This window comes from Amycolatopsis sp. NBC_01488 (assembly GCF_036227105.1).
Lineage (GTDB): Bacteria > Actinomycetota > Actinomycetes > Mycobacteriales > Pseudonocardiaceae > Amycolatopsis.
In genome coordinates this window covers 9,313,478-9,326,231 of sequence record NZ_CP109434.1, presented here as the reverse complement: position 1 = coordinate 9,326,231, position 12,754 = coordinate 9,313,478, and the positions used below count along the sequence as shown (strand labels likewise).

At 71.3% G+C, this 12,754-nt stretch carries 7 protein-coding genes; 3 read left to right on the top strand and 4 right to left on the bottom strand.

Annotated features, from left to right (window positions below):
* Positions 1–6: 6 nt before the first annotated feature.
* Positions 7–795 (bottom strand): SDR family oxidoreductase, encoded by a 789-nt coding sequence (locus OG738_RS43730; protein WP_329049919.1) that lies wholly within the window; start codon positions 793–795, stop codon positions 7–9.
* A gap of 313 nt (positions 796–1,108) precedes the next feature.
* Between OG738_RS43730 and gltB the strand changes: the two genes are divergently transcribed.
* The 3 genes from gltB (at position 1,109) to OG738_RS43715 (ending at position 8,834) form a co-directional block, all read left to right on the top strand.
* Positions 1,109–5,662: a glutamate synthase large subunit gene (gene gltB, locus OG738_RS43725; RefSeq protein WP_329049918.1), complete on the top strand. Its 4,554-nt coding sequence runs from the start codon at positions 1,109–1,111 to the stop codon at positions 5,660–5,662.
* Positions 5,655–7,163: a glutamate synthase subunit beta gene (locus OG738_RS43720; RefSeq protein WP_329049917.1), complete on the top strand. Its 1,509-nt coding sequence runs from the start codon at positions 5,655–5,657 to the stop codon at positions 7,161–7,163. The genes gltB and OG738_RS43720 overlap by 8 nt, the downstream gene beginning before the upstream one ends.
* Before the next feature lie 279 nt (positions 7,164–7,442).
* Positions 7,443–8,834: a class II 3-deoxy-7-phosphoheptulonate synthase gene (locus OG738_RS43715; RefSeq protein WP_329049915.1), complete on the top strand. Its 1,392-nt coding sequence runs from the start codon at positions 7,443–7,445 to the stop codon at positions 8,832–8,834.
* Positions 8,835–8,891: 57 nt separating this feature from the next.
* Here the strand turns inward: OG738_RS43715 and OG738_RS43710 are convergent, their stop codons facing one another.
* The 3 genes from OG738_RS43710 to OG738_RS43700 form a co-directional block, all read right to left on the bottom strand.
* Positions 8,892–10,208 (bottom strand): wax ester/triacylglycerol synthase family O-acyltransferase, encoded by a 1,317-nt coding sequence (locus OG738_RS43710; RefSeq protein WP_329049913.1) that lies wholly within the window; start codon positions 10,206–10,208, stop codon positions 8,892–8,894.
* Positions 10,209–10,395: 187 nt separating this feature from the next.
* The gene (locus OG738_RS43705) at positions 10,396–11,097 is read right to left on the bottom strand and encodes a hypothetical protein (protein ID WP_329049912.1); all 702 of its coding nucleotides are present in this window, start codon (positions 11,095–11,097) and stop codon (positions 10,396–10,398) included.
* A gap of 136 nt (positions 11,098–11,233) precedes the next feature.
* Positions 11,234–12,739, bottom strand: a complete 1,506-nt coding sequence (locus OG738_RS43700; protein ID WP_329049911.1) for an SPFH domain-containing protein — start codon at positions 12,737–12,739, stop codon at positions 11,234–11,236.
* Positions 12,740–12,754 lie beyond the last annotated feature (15 nt).

The following is a 12,754-nucleotide window of genomic DNA, read 5'->3' as shown; positions in this document are numbered from 1 at the left end:
GAAAGGTCAGGAAAGATCGGGCAGGCCCAGTTCCAGGTTGGGGGCCTGCAGGCCGCCGTCGACCTCGAGGATCTTGCCGGTGATGTACCCGCCGGCCCGCGACGCCAGGAAGACCACCGTCGCCGCGATGTCCTCGGCCTCGCCGATCTTGCCCAGCGGGGTCGCCGACTCCATCTTCGCCTTCAGCTCCGGGTTGCCGACGACGATCTCCAGCGCCGACGTCGCCACCGAGCCCACCGAGATCGCGTTCACGCGCACCTTCGGCGCCAGGTCCGCCGCCGCCAGGCGCGTGTAGTGGGCGAGGGCCGCCTTCGCGGTCCCGTACGCCGCGAAGCCGCGGCCGGAGAGCCGGCCCATCACCGACGAGATGTTGACGACCGAGCCGCCCGTCCGCACCAGCGAAGGTGCCGCCGCCACCGTCAGCGCATGGGCCGTCGCGACGTTGAAGCGGAACGCTTCCTCGAGGAACTCCGCGGTCGTCTCCAGCAGGGGCCGCGGGTACGTGCCGCCGACGTTGTTGACCACCAGGTCGAGCCGGCCGAACTCCGACACGGCCACCGAAGCGAGCGCTGCCGCGGCGTCGGGCGAGGAGAGGTCGACCGGCACGGGGACGGCGCGGCGGCCCGCGGCCGAGACCCGCCCGGCGACCTCGTCGAGCTGGGCGGAAGTACGGGAGGCGATGACCACGTCGGCGCCCGCTTCGGCGAGGGCCACGGCGGTGGCCGCGCCGATCCCGCGTCCGGCGCCGGTGATCACCGCGACCTGGTCGGTGAGCTTGAACCGATCGAGGATCATGCGGCGAAATGTAACACGTTCTAGTGATCGGCGACACAGATTAGGCGGGCCGCGTCGAGCGCGTCACGTTAGACTTGACGGGAGTTTCCGAGACGTATACTTAGCAGTGCGAACTACCGGGAACCCATCAGGAACTACGTCGTTCCGCGCAGCCAGATCGTTACCGTCCGACGCCGTCCGGGGCGCTCTGAAGTGCTGCTGGCATGTTTCCCAGGTGTTAAAGTCGCGCTAACAAGCGGGCCATCGTCGTCCCGTGCGCTCCCCCGGCCGGTAGCCCGGCCCCGCACGAACAGACGACGAAGGAGGTCCCTTCATGATCTTCTCCGCCATGCCCGGCAAGCAGGGTCTTTACGATCCGGAGACCGAACAGGACTCCTGCGGGGTGGCCATGGTGGCCGACATCCGCGGGCGCCGTTCCCACGGAATCGTCACCGACGGCCTGGCCGCGTTGACCAACCTCGACCACCGCGGCGCCGCCGGCGCCGAACCCACCAGCGGCGACGGCGCCGGCATCCTGCTGCAGCTGCCCGACACGCTGCTGCGCGCCGAAGCCGGCTTTGCGCTTCCTGAACCCGATGAACACGGCCAAAATGCCTACGCCGCCGGCATTGCGTTCCTGCCCGAAGACGCCGAGCAGCGCCGCAAGGCCGTCGAGCTGGCGGAACGCATCGCCGTCGAAGAAGGACTGGAAGTCCTCGGCTGGCGTGAAGTGCCGGTCGACGCCGACCGCGCGGACATCGGCCCGACCGCCCGCTCGGTCATGCCGCACTTCGGCATGCTTTTCGTGGCCGCAGACGGAAAAGCCGGCATCGACCTGGACCGGCTGGCGTTCTGCCTGCGCAAGCGCGTCGAGCACGAAAGCGCGAACTCCGGCTGTGGCACGTACTTCCCGTCGCTGTCTTCGCGGACGATCGTCTACAAGGGCATGGTCACGCCGGAGCAGCTGCCCGCGTTCTTCGCCGACCTGCGCGACGAGCGGCTGGACAGCGCCATCGCGCTGGTGCACTCCCGCTTCTCCACCAACACGTTCCCGTCGTGGCCGCTGGCCCACCCGTTCCGGTTCGTGGCGCACAACGGCGAGATCAACACCATCCGCGGCAACCGCAACCGCATGCGCGCCCGCGAAGCACTGCTGGAATCCGACCTCATCGACGGCGACCTGTCCCGGCTGTTCCCGATCTGCTCGCCGGACGCGTCGGACTCCGCGTCCTTCGACGAGGTCCTCGAGCTGCTGCACCTCGGCGGCCGCTCGCTGCCGCACGCGGTGTTGATGATGATCCCGGAGGCGTGGGAGAACCACGCCACGATGAAGCCCGAGCGCCGCGCTTTCTACCAGTTCCACGCGAGTCTCATGGAGCCGTGGGACGGCCCCGCGTGCGTCACCTTCACCGACGGCACGCTGGTCGGCGCGGTCCTGGACCGCAACGGCCTGCGTCCCGCGCGCTGGTGGCGCACGGCCGACGACCGCGTCGTGCTCGCCAGCGAGGCCGGCGTCCTGGACGTCGCCCCCAAGGACGTCGTGGCCAAGGGCCGCCTCAAGCCCGGCCGGATGTTCCTCGTGGACACCGAAGCCGGCCGGATCGTGGACGACGAAGAGGTCAAGTCCGCGCTCGCCGGCAAGCTCCCGTACGAGGGCTGGCTGCACGCGGGCCTGCTGAAGCTCGCCGAGCTGCCCGACCGCGACCACGTCGTGCAGAGCCACGACTCGGTGCTGCGCCGCCAGCTTTCCTTCGGCTACACCGAAGAAGAGCTGAAGATCCTGCTCGCGCCGATGGCCGAGAAGGGCGCCGAGCCGATCGGCTCGATGGGTACCGACACGCCGCCTGCCGTCCTGTCGAAGCGATCTCGGCTGCTCTACGACTACTTCAAGCAGAACTTCGCCCAGGTGACCAACCCGCCGCTGGACGCGATCCGCGAAGAGCTCGTCACCTGCATGGCGCGGATCATGGGCCCGGAGCGCAACCTCCTGGCCCCCGGCCCGGCGTCGTGCCGCCACCTGAAGCTGCCGTACCCGGTCATCGACAACGACGAGCTGGCCAAGCTCATCCACATCAACGACGACGGCGACCTCCCCGGCTTCGCGTGCAGTGTCCTTTCCGGACTGTACGAAGTGGACGGCGGCGCCGAGGCGCTGGCGTCGGCGATCGAGCGCGTGCGGCGCGAGGCGTCCGAGGCGATCGCCGCCGGCGCGCGCACGCTCGTGCTGTCCGACCGCGACTCCGACCACCGGATGGCGCCGATCCCGTCGCTGCTGCTGGTTTCCGCGGTGCACCACCACCTCGTCCGCACCAAGGAACGCCTGCGCGTCGCGCTGGTCGTCGAATCCGGCGACGCCCGCGAGGTGCACCACATCGCGCTGCTGCTCGGCTACGGCGCCGCCGCGGTCAACCCGTACCTGGCCTTCGAGACCATCGAGGACATGATCGGGCAGGGCGCGGTCACCGGCATCGAGCCCGCCAGGGCGATCCGCAACTACGTGCAGGCGCTGGTCAAGGGCGTCCTGAAGATCATGTCCAAGATGGGCATCTCGACGGTCGGTGCGTACACCGCCGCCCAGGTCTTCGAATCCCTCGGCCTGGCCCAGGACCTGCTCGACGAGTACTTCACCGGGACGTCGTCGAAGCTCGGCGGCGTCGGCCTCGAGGTGCTCGCCGAAGAGGTCGCCGTCCGGCACCGCCGCGCGTACCCGGACAACCCGACCGAGCGCGTCCACCGTGGACTCGACACCGGCGGCGAGTACGCCTACCGCCGCGAGGGCGAGCTGCACCTGTTCACGCCGGAGACGGTGTTCCTGCTGCAGCACGCGTCCAAGACCGGCCGTGAAGAGGTGTACCGCAAGTACACCGACGAGGTGCACCGCCTCTACCGCGAGGGCGGCACGCTGCGCGGGCTGTTCTCCTTCCGGGACGGCGTCCGCGAGCCGATCCCGCTCGACGAGGTCGAGCCCGCCGAAGCGATCTTCAAGCGCTTCAACACGGGCGCGATGTCGTACGGCTCGATTTCGGCCGAGGCACACGAAACCCTGGCCATCGCGATGAACCGGCTCGGCGGCCGGTCCAACACGGGCGAGGGCGGCGAGGACCCGGAGCGGCTCTACGACCCCGAACGCCGCAGCGCGATCAAGCAGGTCGCGTCGGGCCGCTTCGGCGTCACCAGCGAGTACCTGGTCAACGCCGACGACATCCAGATCAAGATGGCGCAGGGCGCGAAGCCCGGCGAGGGTGGCCAGCTGCCGCCGAACAAGGTGTACCCGTGGATCGCGCGGACCCGGCACTCGACGCCGGGCGTGGGCCTGATTTCGCCGCCGCCGCACCACGACATCTACTCCATCGAGGACCTGGCGCAGCTGATCCACGACCTCAAGAACGCCAACGAGCACGCCCGCATCCACGTGAAGCTGGTGTCCTCACTCGGCGTCGGCACGGTCGCGGCCGGCGTGTCCAAGGCGCACGCCGACGTCGTGCTCATCTCGGGTCACGACGGCGGCACCGGCGCGTCCCCGATGAACTCGCTCAAGCACGCGGGCACGCCGTGGGAGATCGGCCTCGCCGAGACCCAGCAGACGTTGCTGCTCAACGGCTTGCGCGACCGGATCACCGTGCAGGTGGACGGCGCCATGAAGACCGGGCGCGACGTCGTCATCGCGGCGTTGCTCGGCGCCGAGGAGTACGGCTTCGCGACGGCGCCGCTCGTCGTCGCGGGCTGCATCATGATGCGCGTCTGCCACCTCGACACCTGCCCGGTCGGCGTCGCCACCCAGAGCCCCGAGTTGCGCAAACGCTACACCGGCCAGGTCGAGCACGTCGTGAACTTCTTCAAGTTCGTCGCCGAAGAGGTCCGGGAAACCCTGGCGGCACTGGGCTTCCGCACGCTCGACGAAGCCATCGGGCACGCCGAGCTGCTGAACACCGACGAGGCCGTCGACCACTGGAAGGCGTCCGGGTTGGACCTGGCGCCGATCTTCGAGATGCCGACGGAGACCCCGTACGGCGGCGCGAAGCGGCGCACCCGCGGCCAGGACCACGGCCTCGAGCACGCCCTGGACCGCACGCTCATCCAGCTCGCCGAGGCGGCCCTGGAAGACGCGCACCACGTGAACATCGAGCTGCCGGTGCGCAACGTGAACCGGACCGTCGGCACGCTGCTCGGCTCGGAGATCACCCGCCGCTACGGCGGGGACGGCCTGCCCGAGGACACGATCCACGTGCTGCTCACCGGCTCGGCGGGCCAGTCGCTCGGCGCGTTCCTGCCGCGCGGCATCACCCTCGACATGGTCGGCGACGCGAACGACTACGTCGGCAAGGGCCTCTCCGGCGGGCGGATCATCGTCCGCCCCGACCCGGAGGCGTCCTTCGCCGCCGAAGCGCAGACGATCGCGGGCAACACGATCGCCTACGGCGCCACCGGCGGCGAGATCTTCCTGCGCGGCCAGGTCGGCGAACGCTTCTGCGTCCGCAACTCCGGTGCCACGGTCGTCGCCGAGGGTGTCGGCGACCACGCCTTCGAGTACATGACCGGCGGCCGCGCGGTGGTGCTCGGCCCGACCGGGCGGAACCTGGCGGCCGGCATGTCCGGCGGCATGGCGTTCGTGCTCGACGTCGACCGCCGGAAGGTCAACCAGGACATGGTGGACCTGCTGCGGCCGACCGCCGAAGACCTGGCCTGGCTCAAGAAGACCGTGCAACAGCACCACGATCTCACCCGCTCCGCGGTGGCGGCCTCGCTGCTCGGCGACTGGCCGCGCCGCTCCGTGGCGTTCACCAAGGTGATGCCGCGTGACTACCAGCGGGTCCTGGACGCGGCGAAGGCGGCGCGCGCCGCCGGCCGCGACGTCGACGAGGCGATCATGGAGGCCGCTCGTGGCTGACCCGACGGGCTTTCTCAAGTACGACCGCGAAGAGCCGAAGAAGAAGTCTTACGAGGAACGGCTTTCTTCGTGGGGCGAGGTCTACGCGGACGTCGACCCGGCCGAGCGCAACGCAAAGGTGCGCAAGCAGGCGTCGCGCTGCATGGACTGCGGCATCCCGTTCTGCCACTCCGGTGGCTCCGGCTGCCCGCTCGGCAATCTCATTCCCGAGTGGAACGACCTGGTCCGCCGCGGCGACTGGGCCGCGGCGAGCGACCGGCTGCACGCCACCAACAACTTCCCCGAGTTCACCGGGAAGCTGTGCCCGGCGCCGTGCGAGGCGGGCTGCGTGCTGTCGATCTCGCCGGACTCGGGCGGGCCGGTGGCGATCAAGCGCGTCGAGCAGACGATCGCCGACCAGTCGTGGGAAGCGGGCTACGTCCAGCCGCAGGTGTCCGAGGAGTCCACCGGCCAGCGCGTCGCGGTCGTCGGCTCCGGTCCGGCGGGGCTCGCCGCCGCCCAGCAGCTGACCCGCGCCGGCCACGAGGTCACGGTCTTCGAGCGCGACGACCGCCTCGGCGGCCTGCTGCGCTACGGCATCCCCGAGTTCAAGATGGAGAAGAAGGTCCTCGACCGCCGCCTCGCGCAGCTGCGCAAGGAGGGCACGAAGTTCGTCACCGGCTGCGAGGTCGGCGTCGACCTGTCGGTGGACGACCTGCGCGCGCAGTACGACGCCGTCGTGCTCGCGGTCGGCGCGCTGCGCGGCCGCGACGACACGACGACACCGGGCCGCGAGCTGGCCGGCGTCCACCTGGCGATGGAGCACCTGGTGCCGGCCAACAAGTTCGTCGAGGGCGACGGCCCGCCGTCGATCGACGCGCGCGGCAAGCACGTGGTGATCATCGGCGGCGGCGACACCGGCGCCGACTCCTACGGCACGGCGACCCGCCAGGGCGCGCTTTCGGTGACGCAGCTGGACCAGTACCCGACACCACCGTCCGTCCGGGACGACGAGCGCTCGCCGTGGCCGACCTGGCCGTACATCCTCCGCACCTACCCGGCGCACGAGGAGGCGGGCGAACGGAAGTTCGCGGTCGCGGTCAAGCGGTTCGTCGGCGACGAGAACGGCCGCGTCAAGGCGGTCGAGCTGCAGCAGGTCCGCGTCCAGAAGGACCCGGCCACCGGCCGCCGCGAGGTCATCCCGGTCAACGACGAGGTCGAGACGCTGCCCGCCGACCTGGTCCTGCTGGCGATCGGCTTCGAGGGTGTCGAGGAGATGCCGCTGCTCGACGGCCTCGGCCTGTCCCTGACCCGCCGCGGCACGCTGTCGTGCGGCGCGGACTGGCAGACGGAGACCCCCGGCGTGTTCGTCTGCGGCGACGCCCACCGCGGCGCGTCGCTGGTGGTCTGGGCGATCGCGGAGGGCCGCTCGGTGGCCAACGCGGTCGACAGTTTCCTGACCGGCGCGTCGGACCTCCCGGCCCCGGTCCACCCGACGGCGCTGCCGCTCGCCGTCGTCTGATCCCGGCTGACGAAGGCCCCCTCGCCGCCGGTGAGGGGGCTTTCGCCGTACATCGGCGGCCCGCCGCATGACCGCCGCGGCCGACGGCTCCTGCGGAAACCGTCCGCACGGTGGGAGCCGCGCTTCTCCCGGCGTGCGGACCCGCGCCGGGCCGATCACGACGAGTCCCCAGCTCGGCGGGGAAAACTCGAGGTGTTTCCCACGACCCTTCCAGCGGTCTGCCAGCTCGGGGGCGAACCGGGCGAAGCGGAGCGGGGCGGGAACCTTATCCTGGTGTTCGTGAACTGGACTGTGGACGTCCCCGTCGACACGCTGCCCGAACTGCCGCCGCTCCCGCCCGAACTGCGAAAGCGCCTCGACACGGCGCTCGCCCTCCCGGCCGCGCAGCAGCCGGAGTGGCCCGATCCCGAGCTGACCAAGCGCGTCCGCGGTGTCCTGGAGAGCGTGCCGCCGATCACGGTCCCCGCCGAGATCGACCGGCTCAAGGGCCGCCTGGCCATGGTCGCCCGCGGCGAGGCCTTCCTCCTGCAGGGCGGTGACTGCGCGGAGACGTTCGAGTCCAACACCGAGCCGCACATCCGCGCCAACCTGCGCACGCTGCTGCAGATGGCGGTCGTGCTCACCTACGGCGCCAGCCTGCCGGTGGTCAAGGTCGGGCGCATCGCCGGCCAGTACGCGAAGCCCCGTTCGGCCGCCACGGACGCGCTGGGCCTGCCGGTGTACCGCGGCGACATCATCAACTCCCTCGTCGCGAAGCCCGAGCTGCGCGTGCCGGACCCCGGCCGGATGATCCGCGCCTACGCGAACGCGGGCGCGGCGATGAACCTGGTCCGCGCCCTCACCGGCGCCGGCATGGCCGACCTGCACCAGGTGCACGACTGGAACAAGGACTTCGTGTCGGCGTCGCCGGCGGCGCAGCGCTTCGAGGCGCTGGCCAACGAGATCGACCGCGGCCTGCGGTTCATGTCGGCGTGCGGGGTGACCGACACGTCGCTGCAGTCGACCGAGATCTTCGCCAGCCACGAGGCGCTGCTGCTCGACTACGAGCGCTCGATGCTGCGCCTGGACAACGCGGACGCGGCGAACCCGAAGCTGTACAACCTGTCGTCGCACTTCCTCTGGATCGGCGAGCGGACCCGCCAGCTGGACGGCGCGCACATCGCGTTCGCCGAGCTGCTGGCCAACCCGATCGGGCTCAAGATCGGCCCGACGACCACGCCCGAGCAGGCGCTGGAGTACGTCGAGCGGCTCGACCCGCGCTTCGAGCCGGGCCGCCTGACGCTCATCTCCCGGATGGGCAACGGCAAGGTCCGCGAGGTCCTGCCGGCGATCGTCGAGAAGGTCGAGGCGTCCGGCCACAAGGTCATCTGGCAGTGCGACCCGATGCACGGCAACACGCACGAGGCGTCCACCGGCTACAAGACCCGCCACTTCGACCGCATCGTCGACGAGGTCCAGGGCTTCTTCGAGGTCCACAACCAGCTGGGTACCTACCCGGGCGGTATCCACGTGGAGCTGACGGGCGAGGACGTCACGGAGTGCCTGGGCGGTGCCCAGGAGATCTCCGACATCGACCTGTCCGGCCGCTACGAGACGGCCTGCGACCCGCGCCTGAACACGCAGCAGTCCCTGGAGCTGGCATTCCTGGTCGCGGAGATGCTCCGCGGCTGAGCTCCGAACAACGCACCGAGGGCGGTTCCGGACATCCGGGACCGCCCTCGTCGTTCGTCAGGACGCGTCGAGCAGCCGGGCCGTCGACTTCAGGACCGCGTCCCGCAGCGAGCCGACGTCCGGCACCGCCTCGCCGTTGGCCTGCAGTCCGATGTGGACCGAGTCGCGGTAGGTCGCGACCGCGATGCCCACCGCGTGGCGCGGTGCCAGCGGGACGAACGGGTAGATCTCCGCCAAGCGGGCGCCGCCGAGGGACAGGCGGGCCGGGGGCACCGGGACCGTCGTGATCACCAGGTCGAACAGCATCGGCGCGGCCCGGCCCGCCGTGCGCGTGCCCAGGCGGTGCAGCAGCGGCGGGACGCGGTCGGCCAGCAGCGGCAGCGCGCCCGCGCCGCGGCTCGGGCCCGCCGCCTTGTTGCGGGTCATCGCCCGGCGGACCACCCGCAGCCGCTCGACCGGGTCGTCCTCCCCGACCGGCAGGTCGCACAGGTATCCCGACAGCTTGTTGCCGCCGAGCTGGCCGGCGGCCCGGCCGCGGACGCTCACCGGGATCAGCGCGCGCAGCGTGCGGCCGTCGGCGCGGTGGCCGCGGTTCACCAGCCACTCGCGCAACGCGCCGGAAAGCACCGCCAGCACGACGTCGTTGGTCGTGCCGCCGTGGGCCCGGCGGATCCGGCGCAGCTCCGCCAGGGGCAGCCGGACGAACCCGAGCCGTCGCTGCGCCGACGTCGGCGCCGACAGCGGCGAGAGCGGCGGCCGCGCGGCCCGGACGAGCGACGACGCGATCCCGGCCGTCTCGTTCGCCTGGCCCCAGGCGGTGCCCAGCGCGTCCTTGACCGTGTCCAAAGTGGACCTCGGGGCCGGGATCGGCCGCGACGGCGAGGGGATCCGCTCGGCCTGCTCGACGCCGTCGAGCAGGCCGGCCGCGACCGCGTACGCGCCGGCCCCGTCGGTGAGCGCGTGGTGCAGTTTCAGCAGCAGCGCGAAGTTCCCGTTCGGCAACCCCGTGACGAGGGTGACTTGCCACAGCGGCCGGGACGTGTCGAGCGGCTCGGCGATCCACTGCGACGCGTACGCCGCGAGCGGGTCCGGTTCGTACAGCGAGCTGAGCGTGACGTGGTGGATGTGGTCCGCCGCAACGAACTCCGGGTCCTCGGCCCAGCTGGCCGACCCCGGCGGGAACAGCTCCGCGCGGGCCCGCTGGCGCAGCTTCGGCAGCTGGGCGGCCCGCTCGGCCAGCAGCGCGGTCACCGCGGCGGGGTCCAGCTCTCCACGGGCGGTGAACGTGACCACCGCCCCCATGTGCATCGGGGAGGTTTCGCTTTCCAGGCACAGGAAAGCGACGTCGAGGGCGCTGAGCGGAGAGCCTGCCATGGGCGACCTTTCCGGGTTCGCGGGGTGTGCACGGCCACGTGCGTCGGAAGGGGAGGAGACCCACTGCACCAGCCCGACATGACGGCCGGGTGGTCGAAGTGTTTCCACGACGCTAACTACCCACCCCGTTCATCCATTCGAGATACCCCGGCCGCCGGTGCCCGGGGTCACAGATCAAGAAAGACGTTCAGCTTTCCGGCGCAGGCGGGGGTTCGTCCGCTGGGACCACCGCGGCCCCCCATTCGGGGGTGAGCGCCACCTGCTTGCCGACGCGGCGCACCGGCAGGCCGTTCACCTGCCGCTTGCCCAGCCCCGGCCAGATTTCCGCGGCGTCCTTCGCCGCGGCCCGGATCGCGCCGCCGTCGAGCGTCGTGCGCGTTTCGGGGATTTCCCGGTCCGTCCACTGGACGACCAGCTTGAGCGGGCCGGCCGGCGGGAGCGGCCACAGGAACACTTCGTGCTCGACGGCGAAGCGCGTGCCGCCGACGGGCTGCGCCCGCAGCACCGGCTCTTCCGGCTCGGACGCCGACGGCACCGAGATCGTCTCGGAGCTCGCCCGGCTGCCGTCGGCGTAGAGCACGCCGATCAGCAGCCCGTTGTAGTCGGGCTTGCGCCGGTGGTCGATCAGCCCCTCGGCGGGGTCGTCGACCAGGCTGTCCCGGGAGTACACCGTGACACGCAGCGTCAGCGCCTCGGGCCACACCTCGACGGTCCGCAGCGCCACCACCGTGCGGTCGGACCGGCCCAGTGGCTGCGCCCACGGCAGCACCGCCGGGACGATGTGCTCGCGCGGGGGGTCGGTCCAGTGCCGGCCGTTGAACGCGTAGAGCTCCTGCTCCGGGACCGGGAACAGGGGACGCTCGCGGGGACCGCCGGTGAAGAACGTCATCGGGCGGTCCGCGACGAGCTGTCCGGCACCATGCGCCCACGGTAGGACAACCGCCCGGGAATTGCCGCCCCCGAACGGGCGTACGGCCCTTGCCTCCCGTGATCCGGGACACCAGGGCCGTACGCAGCGTGACGTGCTAGTCGCTCAACTTGAGTTCACCGTTCGCCTGGGCCTGCTTCTCCAGTTCCGTGGACGGCGGCTTGCCCATGGCGTCCATCAGCTGCCGGGCCAGGCCGAGACCGGTCCCGCCCAGCGACAGCGCCTTGGCGAACATGTCCGACATGCCGTCGGCGCCGTTGAGCACGACCATGTGGTCGATGTTGCCGAACGCGCTCGCGCCGGCCTCGACGATCTCCGGCCAGCGCTCGGCCAGCTGCTGCGCGACGACGGCTTCCTGGTTCTCCGCCAGCGCCGCGGCGCGCGCCTTGATGGCATCGGCTTCGGCGAGACCCTTCGCGCGGGCCGCTTCGGCTTCCGCGAGACCGCGTGCCTTGGTCGCCTCGGCTTCGGCCATGCCCCGGGCCTTCGCGGCCTCCGCCTCGGCCAGCCCGGTCGCCCGGGTGGCGCCCGCGGCGACCTCGGCGCGGATCTTCGTCGCCTGTGCTTCCGCCTCGGCGGCGGTCTTGACGCGGGTCGCGTCCGCCGCGGCCCGCAGCTCGGTCTCCCGCGCCTCGGCCTGGGCCTTGGCGATCGAAGCGTCACGGGCGGCGTCGGCCGCCGTGCGGGTGTCGTACGCCTTCGCGTCGGCCGGCTTGCGGACCTGCGACTGCAGCCGCTGCTCGGCCAGCGCCGCTTCCAGTTCGGCCGCCCGCGTCTCCTGGACGACGACCTCCTGGCGCGCGGACGCCTCGGCCAGCGGCCCGGCCTGGCTCGCCTTGGCGCGCGCTTCGTCCACCTCGGCCTGGTAGCCGGCCTGGTGGATCTGGCTCTCGCGGACCGCGGCCGCCTTCTTCGCGGCGGCGATCTGCTCGGCCTCGGCGGCCTCCTGATCGCTTCGCGCCTCGGCGATGCGCGCCGACGCGGCGACTGCGGCGGCGTGCGGCTTGCCGAGGTTCAGGATGTAGCCGGTCTCGTCGTCGATCTCCTGGATCTGCAGCGAGTCGACGATCAGTCCCAGCTTGATCATCTCGTTCGCCGAGGACTGCCGGACCTCGCCGGTCAACGCCTCGCGGTTGTGGATCATGTCCTCGAGGGTCAGCCCGCCCACGATCGAGCGCAGGTGGCCGGAGAACAGCTCGTGGATCGTGTCGTTCATGCCCTTCTGCTGGTCCAGGAACCGGCGGGCGGCGTTGGCGATCGACGCGAAGTCGTCGCCGACCTTGTAGATCACGACGGCCCGCACGGTGACCGGCAGCCCCTGCTTCGTCACGCAGGAGACCTGCAGGTTGACGCCGCGGGTGTCCAGCGACAGCCGTCGCGCGGTCTGGAAGCCGGGCAGGACGTTCACGCCGCGGCCGGTGATGATCTTGAAGCCCAGGCTGTCCGCGGTGTCCGCGCGGTCGACCCGGACGCCGAGCCCGGAGATGATCAGGGCTTCGTTCGGTTCCGCGACCTTGTACAGCAGCCGCAGGATCCCGAAGATCACCAGCAGCGCGACGACGAGTCCCCCGGCGGAAAGCAGCAGGATTTGCACGAGACTCATGGCACCGACCCCCTC

Coding starts and splice junctions, on each gene's coding strand:
- OG738_RS43730 (WP_329049919.1), bottom strand. CDS start 795: ATGATCCTCGATCGGTTCAAGCTCACCGACCAGGTCGCGGTGATCACC.
- gltB (WP_329049918.1), top strand. CDS start 1,109: ATGATCTTCTCCGCCATGCCCGGCAAGCAGGGTCTTTACGATCCGGAG.
- OG738_RS43710 (WP_329049913.1), bottom strand. CDS start 10,208: ATGGCAGGCTCTCCGCTCAGCGCCCTCGACGTCGCTTTCCTGTGCCTG.
- OG738_RS43705 (WP_329049912.1), bottom strand. CDS start 11,097: ATGACGTTCTTCACCGGCGGTCCCCGCGAGCGTCCCCTGTTCCCGGTC.
- OG738_RS43700 (WP_329049911.1), bottom strand. CDS start 12,739: ATGAGTCTCGTGCAAATCCTGCTGCTTTCCGCCGGGGGACTCGTCGTC.